Source organism: Pseudarthrobacter sp. NPDC055928 (assembly GCF_042270935.1).
Taxonomy (GTDB): Bacteria; Actinomycetota; Actinomycetes; order Actinomycetales; family Micrococcaceae; genus Arthrobacter.
This window is the reverse complement of the sequence record NZ_JBHJZH010000003.1, coordinates 295,384-321,959: the sequence shown is the minus strand read 5'-3', so window position 1 is coordinate 321,959 and position 26,576 is coordinate 295,384. Positions and strand designations below refer to the sequence as shown.

General features: G+C 63.2%; 25 protein-coding genes and 1 pseudogene. 8 read left to right on the top strand and 18 right to left on the bottom strand.

Going from position 1 to position 26,576, the window contains the following annotated elements:
- Nucleotides 1-92: 92 nt before the first annotated feature.
- Both ACFC25_RS06745 and ACFC25_RS06740 read right to left on the bottom strand, forming a co-directional pair.
- Nucleotides 93-815 carry a ThuA domain-containing protein gene (locus ACFC25_RS06745; RefSeq protein WP_376044543.1) on the bottom strand — a complete coding sequence of 241 codons (723 nt, stop codon included), beginning with the start codon at nt 813-815 and terminating at the stop codon, nt 93-95.
- Nucleotides 816-899: 84 nt separating this feature from the next.
- Nucleotides 900-2,162, bottom strand: coding sequence for an ROK family protein (locus ACFC25_RS06740; protein ID WP_337345316.1), 1,263 nt, complete (start codon nt 2,160-2,162; stop codon nt 900-902).
- A gap of 106 nt (nt 2,163-2,268) precedes the next feature.
- Here ACFC25_RS06740 and ACFC25_RS06735 point away from each other — a divergent pair, with 106 nt between their 5' ends.
- The 4 genes from ACFC25_RS06735 (at nt 2,269) to ACFC25_RS06720 (ending at nt 7,369) form a co-directional block, all read left to right on the top strand.
- Nucleotides 2,269-3,309 carry a Gfo/Idh/MocA family protein gene (locus ACFC25_RS06735; RefSeq protein WP_376044542.1) on the top strand — a complete coding sequence of 347 codons (1,041 nt, stop codon included), beginning with the start codon at nt 2,269-2,271 and terminating at the stop codon, nt 3,307-3,309.
- A complete protein-coding gene (locus ACFC25_RS06730; protein WP_376044541.1) occupies nt 3,306-4,124 on the top strand; it encodes a hypothetical protein in 819 nt (272 codons plus the stop codon). Before ACFC25_RS06735 ends, ACFC25_RS06730 begins: the two co-directional genes overlap by 4 nt.
- Nucleotides 4,125-4,264: 140 nt before the next feature.
- Nucleotides 4,265-5,767, top strand: coding sequence for an MFS transporter (locus ACFC25_RS06725; protein ID WP_376044540.1), 1,503 nt, complete (start codon nt 4,265-4,267; stop codon nt 5,765-5,767).
- A 21-nt stretch (nt 5,768-5,788) separates the two neighbouring features.
- Nucleotides 5,789-7,369: a GMC oxidoreductase gene (locus ACFC25_RS06720; protein ID WP_376044539.1), complete on the top strand. Its 1,581-nt coding sequence runs from the start codon at nt 5,789-5,791 to the stop codon at nt 7,367-7,369.
- Nucleotides 7,370-7,390: 21 nt separating this feature from the next.
- Here the strand turns inward: ACFC25_RS06720 and ACFC25_RS06715 are convergent, their stop codons facing one another.
- Both ACFC25_RS06715 and ACFC25_RS06710 read right to left on the bottom strand, forming a co-directional pair.
- Nucleotides 7,391-7,762, bottom strand: a complete 372-nt coding sequence (locus ACFC25_RS06715; protein WP_337350596.1) for a lipopolysaccharide assembly protein LapA domain-containing protein — start codon at nt 7,760-7,762, stop codon at nt 7,391-7,393.
- Between the two features lie 161 nt (nt 7,763-7,923).
- The gene (locus ACFC25_RS06710; RefSeq protein WP_376044538.1) at nt 7,924-9,108 is read right to left on the bottom strand and encodes an ABC transporter substrate-binding protein; all 1,185 of its coding nucleotides are present in this window, start codon (nt 9,106-9,108) and stop codon (nt 7,924-7,926) included.
- A 193-nt stretch (nt 9,109-9,301) separates the two neighbouring features.
- Between ACFC25_RS06710 and ACFC25_RS06705 the strand changes: the two genes are divergently transcribed.
- Nucleotides 9,302-9,886 carry a TetR/AcrR family transcriptional regulator gene (locus tag ACFC25_RS06705; RefSeq protein ID WP_337345323.1) on the top strand — a complete coding sequence of 195 codons (585 nt, stop codon included), beginning with the start codon at nt 9,302-9,304 and terminating at the stop codon, nt 9,884-9,886.
- 107 nt (nt 9,887-9,993) lie between these two features.
- Here the strand turns inward: ACFC25_RS06705 and ACFC25_RS06700 are convergent, their stop codons facing one another.
- The 5 genes from ACFC25_RS06700 to ACFC25_RS06680 form a co-directional block, all read right to left on the bottom strand.
- A complete protein-coding gene (locus tag ACFC25_RS06700) occupies nt 9,994-10,251 on the bottom strand; it encodes a hypothetical protein (RefSeq protein WP_376044537.1) in 258 nt (85 codons plus the stop codon).
- A 205-nt stretch (nt 10,252-10,456) separates the two neighbouring features.
- Entirely contained in the window at nt 10,457-10,837 is a 381-nt protein-coding gene (locus ACFC25_RS06695; protein ID WP_376044536.1) for a universal stress protein, read from the bottom strand.
- A gap of 45 nt (nt 10,838-10,882) precedes the next feature.
- On the bottom strand, nt 10,883-12,910 hold the full coding sequence (locus tag ACFC25_RS06690) for a tripartite tricarboxylate transporter permease (RefSeq protein ID WP_337350599.1): 2,028 nt from the start codon (nt 12,908-12,910) through the stop codon (nt 10,883-10,885).
- An 8-nt stretch (nt 12,911-12,918) separates the two neighbouring features.
- A complete protein-coding gene (locus tag ACFC25_RS06685) occupies nt 12,919-14,127 on the bottom strand; it encodes a Bug family tripartite tricarboxylate transporter substrate binding protein (protein ID WP_376044535.1) in 1,209 nt (402 codons plus the stop codon).
- Between the two features lie 83 nt (nt 14,128-14,210).
- Nucleotides 14,211-15,290, bottom strand: a complete 1,080-nt coding sequence (locus tag ACFC25_RS06680) for a PrpF domain-containing protein (RefSeq protein WP_337350601.1) — start codon at nt 15,288-15,290, stop codon at nt 14,211-14,213.
- Between the two features lie 277 nt (nt 15,291-15,567).
- Here ACFC25_RS06680 and ACFC25_RS06675 point away from each other — a divergent pair, with 277 nt between their 5' ends.
- Together ACFC25_RS06675 and ACFC25_RS06670 are read left to right on the top strand one after the other, a co-directional pair.
- Complete coding sequence (locus tag ACFC25_RS06675; protein WP_376044534.1) at nt 15,568-16,482, top strand: LysR family transcriptional regulator; 915 nt, start codon at nt 15,568-15,570, stop codon at nt 16,480-16,482.
- Between the two features lie 99 nt (nt 16,483-16,581).
- Nucleotides 16,582-17,784, top strand: a complete 1,203-nt coding sequence (locus ACFC25_RS06670) for an MFS transporter (protein WP_376044533.1) — start codon at nt 16,582-16,584, stop codon at nt 17,782-17,784.
- Nucleotides 17,785-17,923: 139 nt separating this feature from the next.
- Here the strand turns inward: ACFC25_RS06670 and ACFC25_RS06665 are convergent, their stop codons facing one another.
- Nucleotides 17,924-18,676 carry an amidohydrolase family protein gene (locus ACFC25_RS06665; protein ID WP_376044532.1) on the bottom strand — a complete coding sequence of 251 codons (753 nt, stop codon included), beginning with the start codon at nt 18,674-18,676 and terminating at the stop codon, nt 17,924-17,926.
- A gap of 115 nt (nt 18,677-18,791) precedes the next feature.
- Between ACFC25_RS06665 and ACFC25_RS06660 the strand changes: the two are divergent.
- Nucleotides 18,792-18,983, top strand: a pseudogene (locus tag ACFC25_RS06660) (Ldh family oxidoreductase); the annotation flags it as partial.
- A 141-nt stretch (nt 18,984-19,124) separates the two neighbouring features.
- Here ACFC25_RS06660 and ACFC25_RS06655 read toward each other — a convergent pair.
- The 8 genes from ACFC25_RS06655 to ACFC25_RS06620 form a co-directional block, all read right to left on the bottom strand.
- Nucleotides 19,125-19,571 (bottom strand): VOC family protein, encoded by a 447-nt coding sequence (locus ACFC25_RS06655; protein ID WP_337345346.1) that lies wholly within the window; start codon nt 19,569-19,571, stop codon nt 19,125-19,127.
- 19 nt (nt 19,572-19,590) lie between these two features.
- Complete coding sequence (locus ACFC25_RS06650; RefSeq protein WP_337345347.1) at nt 19,591-20,454, bottom strand: sugar phosphate isomerase/epimerase; 864 nt, start codon at nt 20,452-20,454, stop codon at nt 19,591-19,593.
- Between the two features lie 235 nt (nt 20,455-20,689).
- Nucleotides 20,690-21,925, bottom strand: a complete 1,236-nt coding sequence (locus ACFC25_RS06645; RefSeq protein WP_376044531.1) for a sugar MFS transporter — start codon at nt 21,923-21,925, stop codon at nt 20,690-20,692.
- 312 nt (nt 21,926-22,237) lie between these two features.
- The gene (locus ACFC25_RS06640; RefSeq protein ID WP_376044530.1) at nt 22,238-22,816 is read right to left on the bottom strand and encodes a flavin reductase family protein; all 579 of its coding nucleotides are present in this window, start codon (nt 22,814-22,816) and stop codon (nt 22,238-22,240) included.
- 203 nt (nt 22,817-23,019) lie between these two features.
- Entirely contained in the window at nt 23,020-23,868 is an 849-nt protein-coding gene (catA, locus tag ACFC25_RS06635; RefSeq protein WP_337345350.1) for a catechol 1,2-dioxygenase, read from the bottom strand.
- A gap of 166 nt (nt 23,869-24,034) precedes the next feature.
- Entirely contained in the window at nt 24,035-24,313 is a 279-nt protein-coding gene (gene catC / locus ACFC25_RS06630; protein WP_376044529.1) for a muconolactone Delta-isomerase, read from the bottom strand.
- A 52-nt stretch (nt 24,314-24,365) separates the two neighbouring features.
- Nucleotides 24,366-25,466, bottom strand: coding sequence for a mandelate racemase/muconate lactonizing enzyme family protein (locus ACFC25_RS06625; protein WP_376044528.1), 1,101 nt, complete (start codon nt 25,464-25,466; stop codon nt 24,366-24,368).
- Nucleotides 25,463-26,374: a LysR substrate-binding domain-containing protein gene (locus ACFC25_RS06620; RefSeq protein WP_337345353.1), complete on the bottom strand. Its 912-nt coding sequence runs from the start codon at nt 26,372-26,374 to the stop codon at nt 25,463-25,465. The genes ACFC25_RS06625 and ACFC25_RS06620 overlap by 4 nt, the downstream gene beginning before the upstream one ends.
- Between the last annotated feature and the right edge of the window lie 202 nt (nt 26,375-26,576).

Genomic DNA, 26,576 nt, shown 5'->3' with positions numbered 1-26,576 from the left:
TCCCAAATGGGACGGGGACTTCTTCGAAGGGCCGGTCCTTGGCCGCTAAAGTGGGACCCGCACATTAAGGAGTCCAACTTTTGGGGACCAGTTCACTCCGCGCTCCGTGGGAAGAGCGCGCGGAAGGCGGGGTGGCCGATCGCCTGCACGTTGTGGCCGATCCCGATGGAGACTGAGCGGCCCTCGCCGTACTCGACGGCCCAGGCCACCGGATGCTCCTCGCCCATGCCCGGCAGGCTGCGCCACTGCGAGGGAACCTGCGTGTAGCGCAGGGGGTTATCCCAGCCTTGCAGGAGGACGGTTTTCTTGACGCCCTCGGGCCATTTGAGGCCGACGTAGAGGTCGTCGTTGTAATGCGGAAACTCGGCCGGCCAGCCGGCTGTGATGGGGTGGGGCTCCGCAGTGTGCAGGAGGAAGTCGTTGTTTGGAGCCCGTCGGGAGGTGTCTTCGCGCATCACGCCGCCGAGCAGGCGCTCGTATTCCGGCTCCCAGCCCACGCCGCCGGCGAGCGTGGGGTGGTAGGCGATCAGGCCCTTGCCGCGCGCCACAAAGTCGAAAAGCGCCTGCTCTGCGACGGGGCCGAAACGCTCCTCCGGGACATTGCGCCACGGGTCGGTACGGCCATAGTAGTTGAGGATGACCAGGTCGTAGGGCTCAAGGGTTGCTGCGGTGGCTCCGCGGAACTCCTCGGTGACGCGCACCTGGAACCGGCCTGTCCCTTCGAGCAGTTCCTTCAGCGCCGGCGTTGTCTTTCGCCAGTCGTGGTGGACATCGGTCATGCCGGTGATGATCATCGTTTTGATGGGTGTGGACATGGTGCTGGCACTCCTTCGTGGCGAGACTTATGATCCGAAGATACATGCTTAAGTCGAAATCAGGAAGAAGTGTTGACGGAAACCCTAAGCCAGAACAGTTGCCCGTTCCGGTGAGGGCCGGCCCTCCGCGAACCAGCGCGGGAAGGTGACGTCGAAGAGCTGCTCGCGGGCCAGTTCCGCTCCGCCACGCAGGGGCTCGCGTTCATCGTTGACCGAGAGGGTAATGGTGAGGTCCCGTGTAGCGAGCGGCAGTGAGAGTTCGTAGACCCGTTGGCGCACCTCTGCCAGGAATACCTCGCCGGCGGAGCCCATCGCACCGCCGATCACAATGATCCCCGGATTGAACATGTTCACCAGGGCTGAAATGGTCTCGCCTGCCACCCTCGCCGACTTCTGGACGAGGGTTATGGCGAGCGAATCCCCGGCCTGGGCTGCCAGGGTGATCTGTTCCAGCGTCAGCGCTCCCTTCTTCGCACTGACTGCCAAGGAGCTTGTGGCACCTTCCTTGATGGCGAGTTCGGCATCCCGGACGAGCGCCCAGCCGCCGGCCACGGCTTCCAGGCAGCCGATTTTGCCGCAGCGGCATTGTGCATCTGAGTCGGATACCCGGACATGGCCGATGTCGCCGGCGGCCCCGTTCGCGCCCCGGTGGATCCTGCCCTTGGAGAGCAGGCCCGCCCCAATCCCCGAACCGATCTTGCAGTAGATCAGGTCCGCCAGGGAATCGCGCCGCCGTGCGCGTTCCCCGAGGGCAAGCAGGTTGGAATCGTTGTCCACCCAAACCGGTGCATTGAAGCGTTCTTCAAAGGGAGTGCGGACATCGTAACCGTTCCACCCCGGCATGATCGGGGGCGCCACAGGCTGCCCCGAAGCAAAGTCCACCGGTCCCGGAAGCCCTACCACCACACCCCACACGGGCACCTTGGGGTCCTTCTTCAGTAAGTTCTCGACCAGGGACATGACGGCATCGATGGTCTTCTCCGGACCCTGTGCGATATCCCAGGTGCGGTGCGTGTGTTCCAGGATGTCGCCGTCGAGGGCGGTAATGCCAACCCTCATATGAGCCGCTCCAAGGGCGCAGATGATGATCCGTCCCTGTTCCGCCCGGAAACGCAGGGTCCGTGGCGCGCGACCGCCGGAGGAGGCTCCGAACTCGCCATCGCCCAGGAAGCCAATATGAATGGCCTGGTCCACGCGTTGACTGACTACGCCCCTGCCTAGGCCGGTGACCTTGCCGATTTCCGGCCGGGTGGTTGCTTCGCCCGTGCGCACCAGGTTGACGATCCGTAAAAGGCTCGTCACTTCATCCGTTTGGGCTCCAAAGCGGAGTGTGGAGTCTGTCGTCATGGTCACAATTCTCACACATTGACACCCACTAAGGTGTCGTGTGGCGCGACTATAGCCAGAACGGACCTGACTTATGAATAATAGAGACATAAGAAGGGGGGCGACGATGCCTTGGAATGTAGGTGTGCTGGGCGCCGGTCCGGGAGTTGCTGCGCTTCATCTTGCAACCCTGGGCCGGCTCGGGGAGTTGTTCAACGTGGTGCACATCGCTGATGCCGGCAGCGGGCGCGCCCGTGGCCTCGCGGAGGGGCTTGGTGCCCGCTGGTCGCAGGGTGATTCGGATCTTCTTGCCGACCCGGACGTGGACCTGGTGGCGGTGTGCAGTCCGCCCGCAGAGCATGGACGCCAGGTCCTCGCCGCCGTGGCCGCGGGAAAGCGGGCTATCTTCTGCGAGAAGCCGCTGGCCACCAGTCCGGAAGAAGCTGAAGAGGTGGTGGCCGCCTGCCGTGCGGCGGGGACGATCCTCCTCGTCGGCACGAACCACTTGTTTGATGCGGCGTGGGGCCATGCCAGGCATCACCTCGTGGCACTTGAAGGCCGGGTGCAGGCGGTGTCTGTCACGTTGGCGCTGCCGCCGAACGAGCGCTACCACCGGCTCGTGGCTGAGGGAGGGCCCTTCCTGCCTGCGCGGCGGGGCAGGCCGGACCTGACTGACCCCGCCGTGGCAGCGGATGTCCTGAGGCAACTGCTGACGGGGCTGGCCATCCATGATCTCCCGGCGCTGCGGGACCTTGCGCCCGACATTGAAGAAGTGGTGTATGCGCGGCTGGTTCCGCCGATCGGCTATGTGGTGGGCTACCGTGCGAGCGGAGTCCTGGTACAGCTTGCCCTCACCATGCTTCCGGCAGGGCCCGATGCCCTGTGGCGGATGAGCATCTCCACGTCGCATGACCGCATCGAGGTGGACTTCCCGCCGGCGTTTGTCCATGCGGGAAGCGCCGCCACGCGCGTCCGCACCCCAGGCGGGCGTTGGACGGCCTACAGCCGTGATCCGGAAGACGGCTATGTGGCGGAGTGGCGCCTGCTGGCTGCGCTCCTTGAGGAAAGAGTGCCCGTGGAATACGACGAACTGCTTGCGGACTCCCACTACGTCACTGCCCTGGCTGACGGCGCTTCCGCAAAACTGCTCGAGGGTGTGCACGTATGAGCGGGGCGACACTGCGGAGGGGTGTCTGCGCCGTCCTGCCCGACTATCGGGCCGCCGTCGCCGAACTCCCTGTCAGTGCAGCATTGTCGGAAAGCCCTCGCGGTTCTGTGGTGGTGGTGCCCGGAGTTGGCGTGTGGTGGGACCGTGCGCTCGCAGCCCAGGCCGCGGGTGCGGCAGCCATCGTCGTCGCGAACCCGCAGGACCTGCCCCGGGAGGCCCGGGAGGTCCTCCTGGCGCTGACAGACATCCCTGTCATTGTTGAGCGTCCCCGCCTAAGGGCCGATCTGGTTGACGATGCAATCCAGGGACGGGCAGGTATTCCAGCCAGCATTATCGCCGTCGAGTGCGCCGCGCCCGCATCGGAACTTATCTCGGTGATCCGTGATGGATTTGGGTGGGCAAGGGTCTTCGCGGGTGGGCCGCTGGGCCTTCTTGCAGGTTCTGCCACGGCCCAGGCCCGGGTTGCGCTCCTGGAACTCCGGAAAGGGCAGGGCGGTCCGGCCGTCACCGTGGCAGGCAACGTTGAAGCGGGGCACGGCTCGGGAGGCCTGGTGCGGATCCTGGCGCTGGGGGAGGTGAGGTCTGAGGTGACGGTGGACCAGCCGGCAGGCCTGGCTCGGGTTGAGACCTGCACGGAGGAAGGCGCGTTGGCTGCTCCACGTCGGTTTGAGGCCTCGGCGCGGCTGGCGCTCCGGCGGGCTTTCGAGGCTTGCTCCACAGGCAGGGCCGTGAACGACGTCGGGGATTTCCTGGACGACTGCGCACTCGGGTGGGACCTGGCTGCACTCGGAGCGGCGGGGAATGTCAGTGTTTGATCCAGTCATTCTTTTGTTGCTTTCAGACTAAAGTGCGCTATGATGATGGTGGCGTCGGGGTCCCCTCCGGATCCGTTCTCTGTCGTGATGGTGCGGCGGAGGCACAACACGTCGCGTCGATGGCCCGATCGTTCGGGTAGATGACTATGCCACTTTCGCCTTTGAGATTCCGTCTCCTTGTTATTTCCCTGCTCACGGTCTCCTTCCTCGGGGCCCTCGACCACACCGTGGTGTCCACGTCGCTGGCCACGATTGCCGGAGAACTGGGCGCCCTGAAACTCATGAGCTGGGTTGTGGTGGGGTATACCCTCGCAAGCACGGTGCTGTTGCCGGTGCTTGGCAAGCTCGGCGACGTCCTGGGAGCCCGGCGGGTCTTCCTGGTGTCGCTGGTGACGTTCCTTGCCGCTTCCCTGGCCTGCGGCTTTGCCCAGGACATCTCCTGGCTCATTGCCGCGCGTGTCTTGCAAGGGATGAGCTCCGCCGGACTGCAGTTGATGTCCCAGACCATCATTGCCCGCGTGACCACCCAGCGGGAACGGCCCCGTTACATGGCCATTATTGGGGCGGCCTTTCCCATCGCGATCCTGGTGGGTCCGGTGCTCGGCGGGGCCATCACCGACTACTGGGGCTGGTCGTGGGTCTTCTGGATCAACATTCCGGTGGGAGCAGTTGCCTTGGGCCTGGCACTCATCGCGATACCTCACCTGGAACCGGGAACCGTTCCACGGCATTTCGACGTCGCCGGAGCCGCCATCTTCACGGCCTCCCTGGTGTCCTTGGTGTTGGCTGTGTCCTGGGCGGCCGAGCGAACCGCGGGCACTGCCACGCTCGCTGCGCTCGCCGTGAGTGTCGCAGGTTTCGTTGCCTTCTTCATCGTGGAGCGCCGTGCACCGGAACCCATCGTGCCCCTGAAGCACTTTGCCAACCGCACTATTGCGGCGGGCACCGCGCTGTCGGCGATTATCGGCGTCGGGCTCTTCTCCATCACCGCCTACCTGCCCACGTATTTTCAGATGGCTTACCAGACCACGGCAACGGTGTCCGGGCTTGTTCCGATCGCCACCGTGTTCGGCATGCTGGTCAGCAACCTCCTCTCTGGCTATCTGGCAAGCAGGACGGGCCGTTACCGGGTGTTCCCGATCATTGGGACGTCGCTGGGAGCCGCCGGTCTTTTTGTTATGGCCATGCTGCCTGCCGGGCTTCCGCTCTGGGTCCCGATGATCGTGATGGGTGTGGTGGGAATTGGTACAGGTGCTTTTATGAGCCTGATTATCGCCGTTGTCCAAGGCGCTGCCCCGGCCAGCCAGACAGGCACTATCACGGCGACCGTCAACCTGGTGCGGCAGGTGGGGTCAACGGTGGCGACGGCGATCATCGGCGGGGTGATCGGCTTCGGTGTGGCCGCCCTCCTTCCGGCGGGCCTAGACCCTGCCACCCTGACCCCCCAGTTTGTCCATGGGGCAGCGCCCGCCGTGCAGGCGGACATCGCCCGGATTTACAGCACAGTGTTCGTCCCCATTTTCATCGCCTTGGCGGCTACCTACGCCGTCGGCATTGTCGCAGCCGTGCTGCTTCCCCACGGCCGGCTTTCGGATGAGCCCGTTCCCGCCGCCCAAACAACGTCCGAGACCCAACCGGTCTGACCCTTTGTCGAAGGAGACACCATGTCCACCAACCCCACCATCGCCGTCGTCGGCAGCGGGCCGATTGGCTCCACCTACGCCCGGGTGCTCCTGGAACGAGTCCCCGGCGCGCGGGTGGTGATGTTCGAAGCAGGACCGCAGCTGACGGACCGTCCCGGCGAGAGCGTCCGCAACATCGCCGATCCCGGCCAGAAAGCCCGTGCGCGGGAGATGTCACAGGGGCCGCAGGCCGGCGCGTACCGTGAGTCGCTAGGCATTCCGGCCGGAACCGTCACCGAGGGCATGTTCACCGCCCGCCAGGGCACACACCTGCTCGATTACGGCGGTGCCGGCTCCGCCCACGCCACCAGCTTCCCCGCCGCGGCTGCGGCTACCAACGTTGGTGGCCAGGGTGCCCACTGGACGTGTGCGACGCCGTCGCCGGCCTTCAGCGAAAAGATCCCGTTCATCGCGGACGACGAGTGGGACGAACTGATTGGTTCCGCCAAGGAACTGCTGCACGTGCAGGGGGCCGCGTTCGCCGATTCCGCGGTTGGGGCAGCCATCAGGGCGCTCCTCGATGAGGAGTTCGGCGCTGAGCTCCCGGAGGGCTACGGCGTGGACACCCTGCCCGTTGCTGGCGACCCGCTGCCGGACGGCTCGATCCGCTGGGCAGGCGCCGACGTTGTCCTCGGCCCGCTCCTCGATCCGGAGAGCCCCCTCTCGCAGCAGTTCGAACTCCGTGACCTGACTCTGGTCCGCCGGGTGGAACTGGACGGCAGCCAGGTCACCGGGGTCACTGTCGAGGATCTCCGCACCCACGAAACGTCTTTTGTTGCCGCGGACATCGTGGTGGTTGCTGCGGATGCCTTCCGCTCACCGCAACTTCTGTGGGCTTCGGGCGTCCGGCCCCAGGCCCTGGGCCACTACCTGACCGAGCACCCCGTAGTCATCTCCACGGTTGCGTTGGATGCCGGAAAGATGGAGCGCTTCGCCACCGAAGAGGACCTCGATGCCGAGCTGTCCCGACGCGCCCTGAATCCCGCTGACCCTGTGGCGGCCGTGAACCGGATCCCGTTCTCGGAGCCGGAGCACCCCTTCTCCGTCCAGGTCATGTACTCCGAATCGACTCCGTTTCCGATGGAGCCCGGAGCGCCCTACGCCGAGAACCGCTGGGGCTACGTCAACATGGGTTATGGCATGCGCAAGCACCCCCGCTACGAGGACGCCGTGACCTTTGACGACAGCGAACCGGACTACCGGGGCTTCCCGAACATGACGATCGAATACGCACTCACCGAGCGGGAGAACGCGGAGATCGCCGACGCCACCGAGCGGCTGCGCCGGGCAGGCAAGGCGCTCGGAGCTTTCGTTGCCGAGCCGCGCCTGATGCCGAACGGTTCCAGCCTGCACTACCAGGGCACCATGCGCATGGGGGAGTCCGACGACGGCACCTCGGTGGCCGATCCATGGTCGCGGGTGTGGGGCTACAGCAACCTTGTGGTGGGCGGCAATGCGCTCATCCCCACCGCTACGGCCATGAATCCCACGCTGATGAGCGTCGCCATCGCCGTCCGCGGCGCACGGAAAGCCGCGGAGGAGTTGGGTCAGGGGAAAGCCTGAGGGCAGCCGTGGGCGGCTGCCCTACAGGTTGGTGACCCGGCGCCGCCGTTTTTCGTTACGGCGCAACTGGAGGATGCGCGCACCGCCTGCGATTGCCACGAGTATGCCGCCGCCGACCGCGGCGATGAAGAAGGCCACGCCCTGGGCAAGCCTGCCTTCCCAGCCGAGGAACTTCACCGCAACCATGTCCTGGTTCTGGATGAAGAAGATGATCAGCAGCACCAGCACCACGAGGCTGACCGCAACGGCACTCCAAATCACCGCTGCACGGGTGACGCGCGTGGAAGTCGGTTTACTAGCAGGTGGAGGGGCAGGCTCGGCGCGCTGGACCGTTGGGCGGGAATCCGGCGTGGGCGGTACGGCGGCGGGTGGCAACGGTTCTTCTGTGCTCATACCGCCATTGTCTCTCTGCACGGGAACTTTGGCGGGACCTCCGTGAGCGATTTAGGCGAACTCAACACGGCCGTTAACCCGCTCATCCGCCCGGAACTGATTTGCAGTTCCGGGCGGATGAACGGGTTGCGTGAAGAAAAGGTCTCAGCAGCGCGGTGCTACTACTTACCCAGCCCTGCGGCCGAGGTCTTCTCCCCTGTGACTTCGTTAAGGGCGGTGAGGTCGAAGATGCCGTTGATGTCCGCCTGCTTGGTGGTGCCGGCTTCAACGCCGTCCTTCAGCAGCTTGGGGTAGGTTCCGGCCAGCGGATCCACGGTGAACACGATGTTCTTCAGGGACCGGTCGATCACGTCGGCCTTCAGCTCAGCGCCGGCGGCTTCCTTCAGGGCGGCGTTGATGACCTTGGCTTTTTCATCGGCGGCGGCGCTGTTCAGCCACTCCACGGACTTCACGTGTCCCTTCAACAGGGCCTTCACGGTGTCCGGGTGCTCTGCCGCAAACGTCTTGCTCACGATCAGGATGGTGGTGGGGAATTCGCCGGCCTTGCCGGAGAGCGAACCGTCCCAGAGGTCCTTTTCGTCCACCAGGACCTTGGCTCCGGCCTGGAGCACCAGGCGGGAGGCCCACGGCTCAGGCAACCACGCGCCGTCGAGCTTTCCGTCCTGGAACAGTTTGAGCGTCTGCGCGTTTTCGGTGGGGTTGATGGCTACATCGCCGCTGCCGTCAACGTTCGTCTTGTAGCCCTGCGTGGCGAGCCAGGCGCGGAGCGCGACGTCCTGCGTTCCGCCGAGCTGCGGCGAGGCGAGGGTCTTGCCCAAGAGGCCCGCGGCGGAAGTGATTTCCGGCCGGACCACCAGCTGCGCACCGCCGGCGGCGGCACCGGCGATGATGTTCACGGACTCCCCGCCGCTCTTGACGAAGGAGTTGATGGCCGGGTTCGGGCCGATGTACGTGGCGTCGATGGCTCCGGCGTTCAGGGCTTCGATTGCGGCGGGTCCGGCGTTGAAGACCTGCGTGGTGAGCTTGGTGTCACCCAGTTCCTCGGCGATGTAGCCCTGGCTGACGCCAACCAGTGCCGGGGCGTGGGTCACGTTGCCGAAGTAGCCGAGCTTCAGCTCCGCGGCGGGGTTGCCGGCAGGCGCTGCAGCCTCGGCCGAGGTGCCGGTGCTGGACGAGTTGCTGGAGACGGCGGAGGCGACGGCCACGCCGCCGCCCACCAAGGCGAGGATGCCGGCCACGATGCCGATCTTCAGGCCGAGCGGACGCTTGGGCGTGGGGGACTGTCCAGCCACGATGCGGGTAGAGCCTTGCGGGTTCTGCGGACCGTTGTCCTGAGGTGTTGCCATGGAAATTCCTTTGTTGGGGCGGGTACTGGAGTTGAGATTACGGACGGCCCAACAGCGCCACAACGGGGCAGGACATGGACGTTCACCGGACGTAGCGGACGCTCAACAGAACGTAGCGCGGCGTCAAATAACGTCGCGGGGCGTCTTCTTTGGCGGAGATGCACCATCGCGGCTTTCGCCATAGTCTGGCCAAGTGGATACAAGCATCGTGAATTCAGGCGAACAGGTTGACAGGCAGTCGCGCATCCTCGAAGCGGCGCTGGCCCTGCTGTCCCGCCACGGCATCTCGGGGGTCAACATGCGCGCGGTGGCTCGCGAAGCCGGCGTCGCACTGGGGCTCGTGAATTACTACTACGAAGACAAATCGAGCTTGATCCGAGCGGCCTTGAATCGAATTGACGAAAGCGACCTCAGGCTGGTCGCCCCCGACCCGGGGTCGCCACCGGACGAACAGCTCCAAAAGGCCCTCCGGCGCGTTGCGGACCCGGAATTCCTGACCACACAGTATCTGTCCCTGCGTCTGCACCTTTGGGCGCTTGCGCAAGCCCATGAAGACTTTGCGTTGATCAATGCGGCAGCTTTTGAGCGGTATCTCGACGGACTCGCGGCGCTCATAGGAAATGCCAAGCCCGGGCTTTCCGGCGATGAATGCAGGGAGCGGGCAGCTGACATCGTCGTCGTCCAGAACGGGATGTGGTTGACGGCGCTCCTTGGCGTAGACAAGGCGTCCATCCGGAGAAGCATCGCCCGCACTGAGGAGATCGCTTTCGCCGCGTAGACCCGCTTGGGCTTGGGCTTGGGCTTGGGCTTGGGCCTGGGCCTCGGCCTTGGGCCCGGGGGGCGGGTGCCGGGGGCGTCGCGCCAACCGGTGTTCGGAGGGGCGGCTCAGCTTTGCTTGACTAGTCGCCGGTACACGCGCAGTCCGTCACTGTGCAGGAACAGTGCCCTGCCCTTTCCGTCGTCCTGCTGAAGCCAGAGGACGCTGCCGTCCATGGCGAGCATATCGATGCAGCCTGAGGTAATGACTTGTCCGTGATTGTGGATCTCTACTTGGTCGGCCCGGGAAAGTGTGGACCAGTTGGGAATGGGTTCGGCCCTCGGGGATCCGGTGTGGGGCGTGATTTTGCGAGAGCGGCTGTTCATTTCGGTTGTCCTTAATCTGGGGCGGTTCGGGCGAATAGTTCTTCTGGTAGTTATGGGAGGAGGCAGGGTGACCGTTTGGTCACCCTGCCTCCGTTTGCGTGCTGCGCTGTCCTCGCGCCCGTCCGTCGGGCTTACCTGTTGCGATGGAGTGCGGGAACGGCAGCACACGCGCCGGACAATGTGTCCGGCAGTCAGTAGCGCCGGGTCAGAGTTTGTCGGCCCGGACTGCGAGTACCGGACACGTCGCATCCAGCAGGATGCGCTGGACGGTGCTTCCCAGGATGAGCTTGCCCACCATCGACCGGTGCCTCAGCCCAATGACAATCACTTCGACGTTGCGGTCCTGTGCGATCTGGATGACCGCGTCCCCCGGATCGGACAGGATTGAGGATTCGAGGGTCAAGGCCAGGCCGGCCTTGGTCAGTTGGCTCTCCAGCTCCTGCAGTTCCTGTGCGTCCAGGTCGTGGTGGCCGCGGCCGATATTGACGATGAGCAGGTCTGACTTCCGCCGGTGGGCTTCCTTGATCCCCTCGGTCAGTGCCTCCCTGCCTTCGGGGGCGGATGCGTAGGCTACGAGTATCGTCATTTTCTTTGATTCTCCAATGGCGTTCTATTTACGGGGTGTCCGGTGCTAGACGAGGGTGTTGAGCCAGCCCTGCGGCAGGTCGATCGGCAGCAGCGAGGGCAGTGCCAGGAGCACGATGTACAGGACGCCGGTGTAGATGATAGCGACCTTGAGCCGTGCTCTTGCGACTATCAGGAGGAAGGCCGGGATGAAGATTGTGACTGCAATCAGGTATCCGAAGGCGGCCGTGAGGGCCAGGAATCCTGTCATCCATAGGAAGGTCTTCAAGGCGAACTTTGCGTCAAGGGTCCAACCTGCTTTCGCGGGCTGTGTGCCAAGGATCCCCTCTGCCTCGTCAGAGATGGTTTGGTCTGCATTCGGGGTTCTGGCGCGAAGCCTTCTCCGGATCTCAATGAAGAGCAGGATGCCGGAGAAGATCAGGCCTCCGGTGCTCACCAACTGGGGGACCAGCCTGGCTTCCGGTGAGAACGAAGCGGACGAGATGAAGGCGGCCGCGAACGCGACGAAGAAGATGCCTGATGCGGTGAGGGACCAGGTTGAATTCTTCAGCGGAGCTTCGTCGTCCTCAGGCTGTTCATCCCGGTGACCATCGTCAAGGTTGGTGTGTCGGCGGGCGCGAATGAACTTGATGAATGCCCATATCATCGGCAGGATCAGGATTGCCAGGAAGACCATGACGCCAGGGCGTGCCATCCAGTCGAATCCTTCGTAGAGGCTGTCGGTGAGGAAGTAGTAGCGTTCCAGCGGGATGGCCAGGACGAAGCCGATGAGGAACGGTGCCCGGGGGAATCCGGTTGATTTCAGCAGCCAGCCGAAGGCGCCGAGGATGATCATGATCCAGAGGTCGCCGAGCTGGCCGCCTTCCTGGAATGAGCCCAGGAGCATGATGGCTACGAGGCCTGCTGCCAGGACGGCGAAGGGGACCTTGGTCAGTTTTGCGAGCTGTTTGACGCTGAGGAAGCAGAGCAGTGCGCCAAGGATCGAGGCGATCGCGAAGGACCAGACGATCAGGTACATCAGGTCGAGGTGTTCGGTGATGATGGAGGGGCCTGGCTGGATGCCGTATGTGAGGAGCATTCCCAGGAGCATCGCTGAGGGCACGCCGCCGGGGATGCCGAAGAGGAGGGTAGGGATCAGGTCGCCGGCTTCCACGGAGTTGTTGGCGCTTTCGGGGCCGACAATGCCGCGGGGGTCTCCCTTGCCGAACTGGCGCTTGTCTTTGGCGGTGGCGACGGCCTGGCCGTAGGCCATCCAGGTTCCAGCGGTGGCGCCGACGCCGGGCAGGACGCCTGCCCAGATTCCGATGAGTGCTCCACGGATGACCTGGGTCCAGTGGGTGAGCCATTCCCGGATGCCTTGTCCCCAGCCTCCGCCGAGGGTGATGTTTTCCTTCTGTCCTCGGCGTTGGCTGGCGCGGGACGCAATCTCGGCGAGTCCGAAGACGCCAAGGGCTACAGCTACGAGCGACAGGCCGTCGCCGAGGAACAGGCTGCCGAACGTAAAGCGCTCCTCCGCCGTAGTCGGTGACGTCCCGACCATCCCAAGGATCAGGCCAAGGAGGCCTGCCGAAACTCCCTTGATGATGTTTCCCCGTGAGAGGACTGCGGCCAATGAAACACCGAGGACGGTCAGCATGAACAGTTCGGGACTCGCGAAGGAAAGGACCAAGGGCCGGGCCAGTGGGATCGCCAGGGTCAGACCGACCGCGCCGATGATGCCTCCGGCCATGGAGGAGAGGAACGCCAGGGTCAGCGCGCGGGCTGCCTGCCCCTTCTTGGCCATGGAGTAGCCGTCGAGCATGGTGACGCTGGCTGATGCTGAACCTGGGGCGCCGAGCAGTACCGCAGAGACGGTGTCGGAGGTGTGAACGACTGCGAGGGCACCGATGAGGAGCGCCAGGGCCTGGGGCGGTTCCATGCCGAAGGTGATCGGCAGCAGGATCGCGACGGCGCCTGTGCCGCCCAGGCCTGGGATGAGGCCCATGATCAGACCGGCGACAGTGCCGATCAGGAGCATGATGAGGAGGGAGGGGTCAGCGAGGGATGCCAGCGCTGCCATTGCGGAGTCAAGCATGATGGTCCTTACTCAACGTGGATGTTGTATTTGCTCGCGAGCAGCCCTGTGACATAGGACCGGACGGAGCCGCTGACTTTGTAGGCGTCCCGGACGCGATCGGCCACTCCGGGGTCCGCAACAAGGGGGTAGCCGCCGAGCACTTTGGCGGCCTTCTCTTGGAATCCTGCGTCCATGCCGAGTTTTTCGCTGGACTGGCGCAGCAATGTGTAGGCGTTCTCCGGCGTCTCCTGCGGAACCCAGAGTCCTTTTTGATAGGTGTAGGTGAGCCCGAGCAGGGTCTTGTAGGCCTCGTACTTTTCCCCTGACGGTTTCTTTCCGTGGAGCGTTTCGTAGGCTTCTGCGACCGTGGGCACGTCGGGAAAGTTCGGGTCACGGATGACGTCCCCGGCCTCGTTCAGCTGGCCGAAGGACATGAGGACGACGGCTTTGCCTTCCTTCACGATGCCGGCTACGGCTGAGCCGTAGGCTGAGGTCGTCTGGTAGTCCAGGTCGATTTCCCCGCGCTGCAGGGCCAGGTTGACCGGGCCTCGGCCTTCGAAACCGAAAGTGCTCGTCACGTCTGCTTCGAGCAGGTCGAAGGCTACCAGGGTAGTGATGTCCAGGCCTGTGGCGCTGATCCCGCCGAACTCAAGCGGCTGGTCTCTGTTGATCAGGTCCTGAATACCTGCAACCCCGGCTTCGGCCCGGGCATAAATGACTCCACCGGTGCCGTTCACAACTACAGGTTTGAGGTCTTCGAAGGAGTACTTCACGGCCGAGCGTCCCAGGACCCAGGGCACGACGGTGGATGCCGTGCCGACCAGGATCTCGGTGCCGTCGGTCTTGGCTGAGCGCGCGAACCTGTTGGTGCCCAAGATACCTTCGCCGCCAGCCTCGTTTACGGGTGCAAAACCGGGGCGGCCGGGGACGTAGTTAGTAAGTTCGGTGCCGATGAACCGGGCCCAGGTATCGGTTCCACCGCCTGAAGCCAGAGGAATCAGGAATTCGAGGGTTTCGCCGCTGAAATCGCCGTCTTCGGTGCTGGAGGGTGGGTTAAGCAGGCTCCCACCCAGGATCGTGGTTGCCGTTCCCAGCAGTGCGAAGGCTCCGACGGCCGTGAGGATGGTGCGCCGGGAGTGCTTGGGCGGATCGGGCTGTTCGCTTAGCTCGGTCTGCCCGTCGGTGCCTTCCGGGAAGAGTCCGGGCGGCTCCAAGGATGACTTGTTACTCGTCATTGAGGAATCCTTAGGTAGGGCCTACCTCAATGCAACACCACTCCGGCGTCGATAGGAGGACAGGCTGTTTGTTTGTGTTCCGCTTACCAGGACTCTGGAAGCAGCAGTTCGGCGTCCGCGATGCGGCGGGCGCTTCGAATGGTTCCGACGACGGGCACGCCGTCGCGATATTCCGCCCATGTCTGGACGATGCCGGCCGGGGTGCGCATGACCAGCCCTGAGGACGGATCAGTTGTGAGAAGGTCCCGGACCACGGTGCCTTCGTGCTGGGCGGCCATGGTGAGCGCCACGCTTCCCGTGATGGCCAGGGCAGGGTGGAGCCTTCCCATGGACAGCATTCTGACGTTGAGGTCGGCTTCATCGTCCTGGGACGCTTTGCCGACCAGGGCCAGCTTCGGTATCGCTCGAGCGGCCTCAGCGCGCGTGGCTGCAAGACCCATGCGCACGGCGGCATCTCTGCGGACGTCGTCCAGATGCACAAGGAGTGCAGCCTGGCTGTCGATGTCCGCGGCCGTCTCTTTGCCGGTGAGGCCGATGGACTCAGCGTCCAGAATGATCAGAGGAGCGCCGGCATCGATGAGAGTGGCTGGCACTTCCCGTCCGTCGAAGGTCACCTTGTCCAGCGGTTCGCCGGTAGGGAACAGTTTTCCGGTGGTTCTCCCGGCGGGGTCAAGGAATCCCAGGCCGACTGCCATTCCGGGGAACGGAACGCCGGGAATCATCTGGGTGCCCGGGTCCTGAAGTTCGCCGTCCGGCGTTGGAACCTTCTGCAGAATGAGCTGGTCTGTGTTGGTATTCAGGGTCCGGACCGTTGTGGTCTCCTGGCCGGGAGTCACCCATCCCCGTTGGATGGCATACGGGGCGACGACGGCGGAGCAGTTCCCGCAGTTGCTGCCCCAGTCCACCTTCTGCTCGTCGATGGCCACCTGTGCGAACGTGTAGTCGACATCGGCCGCGTCGCTAAGGGAGCGGGACAGGATGACTGCTTTGCTCGTCGTGGACGTTCCGCCGCCCACGCCGTCGATCTGACGGTTGTCGGGGCTGCCGAAGAGACGCAGAAGAACTTCGTCCACGCTCTTGCCCGGGACTTGGAGGTTGTCCCACTCGAACACCCAACACTTGCTAGTGCCGCCCCGCATCCACGCTGCTGGGATCTTAAACATGATTGCTTTCACACCTTCCTGGGCCCTTCTTTGGGCCTTGCAAGCCTTGCCGGCTGATCTAAGTGTGATCCGAACCTCAAATGAATTACAAACGCCAAATAATGCAGCTGTATGCACTTGTACTTCAATCACGGGCGTTAGAAATAGGGTTAGCAAGGACTCTTCGTTAGGATTCATGACGCCTGGACCTGACTGACGCCCGAAATTCCGCTTTCGATGAAGCATGAGCCTAAGATTGTTTAGGGGGCTTAAGTAACACTTCAAAGGAGGCGCGGCTGTGTTGAACATTCGAAGGCTGGAATTGCTGTTGGATGTGGTCGAGCTTGGATCGATCACCGCTGCTGCAGAAAAGCATGTGTACTCACCGTCGGGAGTCTCGCAGCAGCTACGGCGTCTGGAAGCTGAAATCGGGCAGCCGCTTCTTCAACGGCAGACCCGTGGCATGGTCCCCACCGATGCCGGGCACGTTCTGGCTGCGCACACCCGCCGTATCCTGCGCCAGATGGCCGCCGCAGAGGCGGATCTGGCAGAAATCGCCGGACTCCACCGGGGCAGCCTCACCATGGGGACCTTCCCCACCCTGGGCGGATCCTTTCTCCCGCTCGTGATCAGCAGGTTCAAGAAGGAATACCCGGCCATCGAACTGCACGTCCGAAGCAGCCGCTTCGAGGACTTAGTTGAAATGCTGGAAAACGGCCAAGTTGGAATGTCTCTTCTCTGGGACTACGAATGGAACCGGATTGACCCTGGCGACTTTGCGCTCACGACTGTCTTCGAAGACGCAACCGCACTCATAGTCGGAAAGGATCACCGGCTGGCCCGCCGTAAGCAGGTGGACATGGCAGATTTGGCCGCAGAAGAATGGATCGTTCGTGGTGATGCGCATCCTGTGGTTGAAGTACTGCAACGAAGCGCAAGCGCGGCAGGGTTCACTCCACGGATCGCTTTCCAAGCCAACGACTACCAGGAGGCCCAGGCCATGGTCAGTGTTGGCCTGGGCATCGCGCTTGCTCCGCGAACCGCAGTGGTGAATAAGCATCCCGGTGTCAGCATCGTTTCACTGGGTTCGAGTGCACCGTCGCGAAGGGTGCTCCTCGCTCACCGCCACGACAGGGTACGTGCTGCCGCGGAAATGGCCTTCCAAGCGACGCTCCTGCAGGTAGCCAAAGACACGACAGCGGACTTCCGGTGATGGGCTGCCTTCGAGAAGCCCAGCGCCGGCAGTGAGGCACTTCGTGTCGGTATCGCTTCTGTTGGCATCGGCTGACTTGGCCGCACCAAAGGGGGAGGGGTGAACGAAAGCAAGTCGATCCGTTGGTTATGGATGCTGATTGGAACCGCGGTGCTTTGCCAGATCGCTCTCAATCTGGCAAGGCCGCTCATCTCTTACAAGGTGTTGGCCCTGGGCGGAGACTCGGTTGCAGTCGGCCTGACCTCTGCCTCCTTCGCCCTCCTTCCGGTGGTGATCGCCCTCTGGCTGGGTCGAATGTCCGACCGCCGCACGTCCATGAAGAGCATCACCGTGGCCGGGACGCTCTTGCTCGCGGCCAGTCCGTTCCTGCTCTCGGCCGCCCCATCTCTTTTGCTCGTTGGTGTGGCCAGCGCGGTGCTGGGCGTAGGGCACCTGTGCTTCACGATTGCCGGGCAGCCCGCCATCGCACGATTTGTTCCGCTCAGCAGGATGGACGCAGCCTTCGGCTGGTTCACCGCGGCATTCTCCCTAGGCCAGCTCGTCGGTCCGCTGGTTGCAGGTCTGGCCATGGGAGCTGCAGGAAACGCACCAGCCGACACCCGGCTCATGGACGCCAACGCCGCATTGATACTCGCCGGGGCAATAGCGGTCCTGGCCATCCCGGTCGCTTTCGGAGCATCAACGAAGCAACGTGCGAACGCTCCAAAAACAGAAGCAGCTCCAGTGAAGGCCCCGGCCTCGAAGTCTGTGGCCCACCTTCTGGGTATCCCAACCGTGAAGACCAATATGCTCGCCAGCCTGGCATTGTTGGCGACAACCGACATCATCGTTGCATTCCTCCCCCTCGTTGGGGAGGAAAACGGGATCGCCCCCATCGGAATCGGCGTCCTTCTGGCCATCCGGGCAGCCGCCTCGATTACGTCCCGACTGCTCCTGCCCACGATGCTGTTCCGGTGGAGCAGAACCGGGCTCATCACTGCCAGCCTCGTTGGGGCAGGTACCACCTTGGCGACCCTGCCGTGGCTGTTCGGGAATCCTGTCCTGGCGGCGATCCTCTTAGCCATCATTGGATTCTTCCTCGGTCTCGGACAACCGATCACGATGACGCTCATTACCCAGGCGGTTCCTCCTGACGCACGCGGCGCCGCACTGGCGCTGAGGCTCCTCGCAAACCGCCTCGGACAGGTTGCCTTGCCGATCGGGGCAGGGTTGCTGGCAGCTCCAGCCGGACCGGGGGGAGCCTTATGGATGTCGTCAGCAGTTCTCTGCGTTGCATCCATAAGATGGCCAAGGAAGCACTGAGCTGCCACCCATCAGAAAAGCTACCTTGGCCGCGGTCGGACCAGGGTTACTCCTCCAAGGACAGGATGACGCTGTTGGCGCCCGGGCGGAGGTCGGCTGTTGAGCTCAACGACGGGCAAACCAACCGCAAGGTTGGGGGCTACGCAGTCAAACCGTAAAAGCGTGCCGCGTTGTCGTAAAGGGCGAGGCTCGTGTCGTCGGCAAGAATGTCCGCAACGAGTTCCAGGTCGTGCCGATGGAAGGGCACTGGAGCCCTGGTGCTGGGGAGATCGGTTCCGAACATCAACGCCTCGGGGTTCTCTTGGTGGATCTCCCGAATAGTTGAAGTCACGTCCAGTTGGACCCGGCCGAAGCCTGTGGCCTTCACGCGTACGCCACGGGACACGAGCCGGAGCAGAATATCGCGATGCACCGAAGTCATGCCCAAGTGGTCGATGCTCACCTTCGGAAGTGCTGTAATGACCGGTTCCAACTCAACGAGGTCATTCGCGTCGAGGTAGAACTCGACGTGCATGCCCGCAACATCCCATGCTCGGCGCCCAAGTGAGGAGACACTTTCAATTTCTGCCGAGCCGCCCCGGTAGAGATTGAACCGAACGCCGCGGACTCCCGCTTCAGCAAGACGAAGAAGTTCCTCATCGCTTGTCGTCTCGGCAATGTTGGCAACGCCCACGAATTTCGGGCCGAGTGTTGCAAGTGCGTCGGTCAGATAGGTCTGGTCGAAGGCCTGGAATGAACCCGAAACCACTGCGCCGCCCGTAACTCCCAGGTCTGAAACGGCGCGCAGATAATCCGTTGCGGTGAACTCGGGTGGCAGGTATCCGTTGTTTCGCACGAGCGGAAAGCGGGAATCGATGATGTGGAAATGGCTGTCGAAGATCTGTCGAGTCACTGTGGTTGCCTCGCTTAGTGGATTGTGCGCCTCCAACCCTCATTCTGTCAGGTTGCCACATCCCTACTGAGCGACGACGGGACCAACATCAACGGCACAATCTTGGCGTCGGACGAGGCGCGCAGCGGCCGACGGGTGCGTGTCTATGCTGACCACCAATGCTTCCCCCGCCATGGCGCCCTGGGGCGGGCGCGAGAAAGTCATCGGCACGAATCCCTGGTCCATTGCCGCCCCTTACGGCGATACGGCTATCGCTGTCGATATCGCCAACACGCCAGTCGCCCGAGGCAAGATCTACCTTGCACGCCAGCGAAGACCACGGTCGCGCGAGACCGTGGTCTTCGAGGCGAGCGCGTACGGGCTTCGGTCTGATCGCCGGCCGGTCGGCCGGCGACCAGGTGCCGAGTCACGCACGTGCCCTTTGACTGCAGACGAGAATTCGCCTTTCTTAGTCGAGTACCTCGACGAGCTCGAGAATATTTCCCTCCAGATCCCAAAAGTGCGCACACCGCATCTTGAGTTCGTCGTAGTCGGCGACATCCCAAGCGAACTTCACGTCGCGAAGTTTGAGCTCTGCAACGGCGGCGGCGCAATCGTCCACGGTGAAGGCCATGTGGAACGGGCCATTCTTAATGGCCATACCGGGCGGGTCACCCCACTGGGTTGATGACGGCGAGGATTCGTTCATCGAGACAAGCTCAAACGAGAATCCATTGACAGTCACGATCCGGACGTGAGCTCCAAGTTCCTCCGGGTCCCAAGCTCCGGTTACCACGGCACCGAGCTTCTCCTGGTACCAGGCAACCATTGCGTCCATATCGCGCACGGAGATCGCATAGTGGTGGCCACGGGTGACCTCGCCAAGCGGGTATTGCATTCGACCATTGCTGGACATTGTTGACTCCCTACAGTTATTAGGCGAAATCAGCGCTTCGTTTGAGCACGTCATTCATTGCGGTGAAACCGATCGTGGCTGCCTCCTCGACGGGGCGCAGCCAAACGTCATGCGGCGAGAATAGCTCTGCGTCCGCCCAAGTGTCGTAGCCGTGCTTGCGGAGTGCACCCAGGATTTCCACAGTTGGTGAAGCGCCCGTTCCCGGCACCAGGCGGTTGGGGTTTCCGGCAGGTGCCCGATCACACACGTGCAGACCGATGACGCGATCCCCGTGAGCCTCGATGTCCTCGAACAACGTGGGTGAATCCCCAGAATGCCACGTGTCGATTAGAATGCCAACGGCGTCCGCGACCCCAGCATCGTCGATAATGTGGGCCGTCTCAGCGATGGACTGACCCAGCGTGTGGATGATCGACGGGTGAATCGGCTCGATCGCGATTCGAACCCCACTTTTCGTCGCCACATCCGCGATGCGGCGCAGACCATCTCTCAGCGCAGCTTCAGCGGCTCGAGCGCTATCGAAGCCGTCCGGCGAGCCAAACGACACAGTCACGGACGAAGGCTTGTACGGTCCGAGGCGCCGGACGGCGTCGCAAATCAGGCGGATACGGGTCTCGGTGTCCTCGGGACCTTCGAAGTCGATGCCCTTCCAGTCTCCCTTCGGCAACACCACTCCTTGCAAGGGCAGGATCGAGAGGACGCTTACGATGCAGTTCGACACCTCGAAGCCGTACTTGTCCAGCAGGCGGCGGTTGTTGTTGTCGTCTTCGGGCAGTTTCATCTCCAGAAGGCCAATGGCTTCGAACCCCGCTGCTGCATATGCGGGCAAATCCTCTTCGAATGTGGCTTGCATGGTCGAGATCTGGTTCATGGCGGGTTTCATGCTGAGACTTCCTTTCGCGGGGCCGCTAAGTGCCCGAGGTGGTGAACATAGATCAGATGTACGGAGCGTGAGCAGGACAGGTGACGGGCGCCGTCCCATTGCTGGGCGGGCTGGCCACCTATGCCTGGGAGCTGAACTGATAGTCCTTCACGCCGACATTTCCCTCTGTGTGGTCCAGCTGAACGAGACGCGAGCGGCTGCTGACACAGGTTTCCTTTTGTGCTGCTTCACGTAGTTATAGTGCGACGACGTACGAGTCAGCGGCGGGCGCTGAATGCACCTTCTTCGTTGCGATGACCAGCATGATGGCGCAGAGAATGACTAGCGCCGGGATGACCAGAAAAGCGAGGAATGTGCCGGTGACGTCCGACAATGCCCCTAGGATGATGGGGAAAGTACCGATCGCGATGCCCTGTCCAATTGAGATGCGCGACTGTGCCTTGGTTTCCTCTCCCGGAGAGACTGAGAACAGGGAAGCAGCTGTCAAGGGCTGCAGCGGGCCGATCCCCAGGCCGGCGATGAATAGTCCTACGACGGCAATGAGAGGGACGCTGGCAGTCCAGAAGATAAGCCATCCCAACGCAGTAACGCTGAGGGCAACCAGCAGCAAAGGCCTGAGCGTCCATCGCGTACTGAGACGCGATGAGATCGATCGGGCAATCAGTTCACCCAGAACGAGCGCGGAGGCCGAGGACGCGGCTGCCCCCAGGCTCATGCCAGCACGCTCCGAGAAGAGCGCCGGAACCCAGAACAGGGTGGAGAATTCCAAAGCGATACCGCAAATGCAAGCCACCCAGAGGAGCCAGAATACGCCAGTGGTTTTCGACGGGCGGGCTGCCGATGGGTGAGCGGCGCTTCGCAGGCGTCGTCCGTCAAGTGCACCTACTCGTGGCATCCCCGCCAGGAAGAGGCATGCGATCACGAGGAGCACAACGGTTGTGGAGATGCCGACCCTCCATCCCCATCCCGCCGAGATACTCAGACCAACGAGGAACGGTGATGCCAGGCCCGCGGCCGCCCCAATCGCGGCGCCCTCACTCAACGCGGCTGGAGCCATGGCCTGGTGATGCACTGCGAGGCCCGGGAGCACTGAGGCGATAATCAACTCGGCCCCGAAAGCACACACAAAGGTCGCGGCGACAGTCAGTGGGAAGGAAGAACTCAAAAGGAGCCCAATAACGCCAACAGTCAGGATGGTGCTTGCAGAAAAAAGGACCCTCTTGCGGCCCAAACCGGCTGTGCTTCGGTTGATCGCGAGTGCCCCCAGAATAAGTCCCAAGGCGAGAGCCGGTCCTATCAGCCCCGCTTGGCCATTTGAGATATTCTGCTCCTGGGCGATGATCGGAACGCACGGAGAGAACCCGAGCATGAACCAACCAAATGTGCAGAAGTAGGCGTATAGCGAATAAGTGACGCGGTTTCTCACGAATTTAGGTTTAGCGGAAACGGCGACGATGGGCTCAGCGGACATTGCCTGCTCCTGCCATCGTGTGTAATGTTTTCGTCATTGTCTTATCTCCTTTGATAGCAACAAACTTCAGAATCTGGATGAAAAAGGATGCCCAATTCATTCACGGGCACGCGCAAAGCACGCGGCCCGTTCTCGGGTCTGACTTTCACGCCTGACGGCGCAAGAGTGCACGAGCGATCGGAACGCCTTATGCAAGCGTCTGGAAAGAGCGCGTTGTGTTCCGGCTACTTGGAACTGCCAGTCGCTGCCATCCGGCACTGAACCGACGGACACCGGCAGGCGGTCCGGCCGTGCTGCCGGGATAAATCTCGGCTAGGGGCTGCGCATCCGTGTGAAAGTACTGGAGCCGGCGAACCAGCCCGATTCGGGAGCGTCGCCGGGGTGGTCCCACGGAGCGCCCTCGACCAAGCGCCCGATCTCCCGGAAGTCCCCGCCGAAGAACAGGAGCGGCTGGCGATCGGTGATGTGCATGGCGACAACCTCGCCCACCACGATGATGTGGTCGCCGCCGTCATAGATATTCCAGGGCCGGCATTCAAGCGTAGCTGCATTCTTCAGCAACACCGGAACGTTGCCGGCGAGGGTCCACTCGGGCTCTTCGTCCAGCACCTTGCCGCCGAAGTGCAGCGCGACGTCTCTCTGCTCGAGCGAGAGGATGTTGATCGCGAAGGGGGTGCCTTCGAGGTACCGGGCGGCCCGTGAAGTACGGGTTAGCGTCACCAGGGCAAGTGGTGGGTCAACGGACACTGCGGTGAAGGCGTTGACGGTGGCACCGTGCGGGACACCGTCGGCCGCGCGGGTGGTGACCACCGTGACTCCGGTAGCGAACCTGCCGAACGCGTGCCGCAGGTCGAGGTTATCAACGCCGGCTCTGACTGCTCCCTGAGTCATCGACCTCTCCTGTCTGGTGTGGGGTTGTGTGAGCACTGAATGATGGGTTTTATGGGGCAGAAGGAGCGTTTTTGGCAGCGCGCCATCGCGGCACGTCTGCTGTGTGGATCGACGGCGGTACGGTGCCGCCGTGTGCGGTGTTTGGTTAGGCCCGTGGCCGTCCCCGTGCCTAACGAGTACCAGTCCTGGAACTGGTAGCGGGCTTAGTCCTCGGGGTCGAGGATGAAGTCGTAGGTGACTTCGCGGCCCTGGCCGTCGGCACGCCGGGTGGGGGCGAGGATGAGTTCGGGCTTGACGGCAGAGGCGATGTCGTCGCCAACGTGCTCGCCGCCTTCGAAGTAGAGCTGGGTGGTGATGGGCTGGTGCCCGGGAGCTGAAACCTTGAGGTGCAGGTGGGCGGGGCGCCAGGCGTGCCAGCCGGCCGCGGCGATGAGGGCACCGCAGGCGCCGTCGGTGGGGATCTGGTACGGCGCGGGCTGGATGGTGTTGATCTCGAAGTTGCCCTCGCCGTCGGCGATGACAGAGCCTCGGAGGTTCCACTCCGGCAGCCCCGGGGCGAACTGGGAGTAGAAGCCGAGGTCGTCGGCGTGCCACAGCTCAATCAGCGCACCGGCCAGCGGTTCTCCGGCGACGTTCTTCGCCTGGCCCTGGAAGAGCAGCGGAGTGCCGGGCTCATCCTCGCGCATCGGCAGGGTTGCCGGAGTGTTCTGTGTGGGCGCGTCCGGGATGTAGTACGGCCCCTCGATGGTGCCCTTGGTCCCATGCCGGTTGGCGTTGGCAACCTCCTCGACCGAATGCTCCACCCAGACGTCCAGGAACAGCGGCCATTCGCCGTCCTCGCCGACCTGGATGAGCCAGGCCTTGAAGGCGTTGTACTCGTCGTAACTGACCTTCTCGTCAAGCACGATGTCATTGACCGCCTTGATGAGTCGGCCGGCGAGGGTGTTCACTCGCTCCTGGCTCGTGCCAGTGGCAAGCTGCTTGTTTTCCCTGAAGCGGGCGGTGGCGCCAGCGCCCGAAGCGGCCGCAGTGGCATGTGTTTCCGTGGTCATGATGACTCCTTTGTCGATTCACGGTTGGGGTTCCGGACCGTTGTGCGCTGCATTGTGCTGGGCCTCACGTTCCTTGTTGTTTCAACAGTAGGCCCGGCATTGATTGTTGAGAAATACCTATCTGCCGCTGATTGAGAGGTGGGGTATATGAATCCGCATCCGACCGCTACCCGATGGCAGAGGGGTGCTTGGCGAGCGGAGTGACCTTGATGTCCATATACGGAAATAGCGGCAGGCCTGAGAGGAGGGTGTGTAGCTCGTCGTTGTCCGCGACGTCGAACACCGAGTAGTTGGAGTACTCGCCCACGATCCGCCACAAATGCGGCCAGCGGCCGTCGTACTGGAGCTTTTGGGAGTACTCCCGTTCCTCCGCCTTGATGGCGTCGGCGCGTTCTTTGGGCATGTCCAGCGGGATATCTACATCCATGCGGACCAGGTAGAGCATGAGATTCTCCTTGTTGTGTGGGGTTTCTGGGGGCAGGCGTGGGCGGGGCGGCCTAGTCCTGGCGGTACTTCTGCAGCTTGTCGGCATCGATGACAGCACCGACGCCAGGGAACTCGCGGACCCGGATGGCGCCGTCGTTGATTTCGAGCGGCTCCGCGAGCAGGTCATCCGTCATGTCCAGGTAGTTGGAGAGCTCCCCGGCCCGCCGGCTGCTGGCCTCGAAGGCCGCGCCGAAGGTGACTGTGGCCAGGCTTCCGACTTGGGTGTCGATCTGGTTTCCCATCGTGACGTCCACACCCAGCCCCTCGCAGAGGCTGAGGATCTGCTGGGCCTCGGTGAAGCCGCTGCGGGCTGTTTTGATGCAGATGGCGTTGCTGCCGCCGGAGAGCAGCTCCCGGGACACGTCGCCGAGGGTGGGGACGCTTTCATCGCCGACGATGGGGATGCGTGACTGCTGCACGAGCCGGCGTCGGCCCATGGCCTCACTGGCGTCGCACGGTTCTTCCAGCATGGACAGTCCCAGGCCTTCGGTTTGGCGGAGGACCTCCATGGCCTCGTTCGCCGTCCAGCCCCGGTTGGCGTCGAGGTAGATCTCGGTGTCCGCACCGAGGCCCTCCCGCAGCACATGGCAGGCCTCGACGTCCAGGGAGAGCGGCCGCCGGCCGGTCTTGAGCTTGAAGGTGTCGATGCCGTACGTTTCGCGGAACCCCAGCGCTTCCTCGAGGAGCTCGGCGGCGGGCTTGAAGCCCAGCATGTGGGACACGCGCATGCTGTCAGTGAAGCCGCCAAGCAATTTGTGCACGGGGGTGTCCAGGGAGATGCCGATGATGTCCCACAGGGCGATGTCCAGGGCCCCCTTGGCCGTGGGGTTGTTGATCGTGCGGCGGAGCACCTGCTGGACCTTGGAGCGGTCCATTGGGTCCAGCCCGATCAGCTGCGGGGCAAACACATTGGTCACCACAGCGACGATGGATTCCTGCGTTTCGCCGTACGTGTAGGGGCGTGGAGGAGTGTCGGCCACGCCGCAGATGCCAGTGTCCGTATGGATCCTGACCAGCACGTGTTCCGCGGCCGCGACTTCTCCGCTCGCGAACTTCAAGGGACGGGCGTAGGGGATGGAGTAGGGGATGGCCTCAATACGTGCGATTTTCATGCGGAGATGTCCTTTGCGGCGGCTGCTGGCTGTGAAGTGGGGAGGGCGTCGAAGAGGCCCAGAAAGCTCCGGATCAGCGGTGTCACATTGTTCCGGTTCCAGGCGACGGCGAGGTCAACCGGCGGCGGGTCCCGGAGCGGGCGGAAGGCGACGCCTTGGAATGAAAACATCCGGGCGGTCATGGGCACGAGTGCGACGCCCATGCCGGCGGCCACGAGCGAGAGCAGGGTGGATGTTTCCTTGGACTCCTGCACCAGGCGAGGTTGGAAACCGGCCTTGCGGCAGGCTTCAGCGGAGATGGTGTTGACGGCGGAGTGCGCGGAATAGCCTATAAAGTCCTCGTTGGCCAGATCGGTGATGTCCAGTGTGCCGCGCTCCGCGAGGGGCGAATCGGCAGGAAGCGCAGCCACCAGCTGGTCCTGTTCAAGCAGCCTCAGCTTGAGCTCGCCGGAGCGGACCGGCGGACGGAGGACTGCCACGTCCAGCCGGCCCTCTTCGAGAGCAGCCTCCATCTGTGGTGTCAGCATCTCGCCTTGCACGGTGATCCTGAGCCCGGGGAGGGTCCGGCGTGCTGCCTGAACGATGCTGGGCATCAGCCGGTACGTCGCCGTTCCGGTGAAGCCTACCCGGATCACGCCGGTGGCTCCTGCCCCGACCTGCTGGACGTCCTCCACGAGGGCGCTGAGGTCCTGCAGCAGCACGCGTCCGCGGTCCAGCAGGACTTGTCCGGCCGGGGTGAGCTCAACCTTGCGGGTGGTGCGCACCAGCAGGGGCGTGCCGAGATGCTCCTCGAGCTGTCGGATCTGCTGCGACAGCGGCGGCTGCGCCATGTGCAGGCGGAGGGCTGCCCGGCCGAAGTGTCTCTCCTCGGCCACGGCAATGAAGTACTTCAGATGCCGAGTCTCCATTGACGCTCCTGGCAGATCGAGGCAGGGCACGGTGCCATGCTCCGACCAGCTTAGGATCCCCGATTAGTAAGGGGAAATACTTATTTCGGATTCATTAGGACGAATCCGATACTAATCTTCTTGCGCGGTCCGCGGGTAGTGCCGGGGGAGTGGCTCCCCAACGATGACTGAATCGATCGGCCCACATGCACCCGCCCAAACG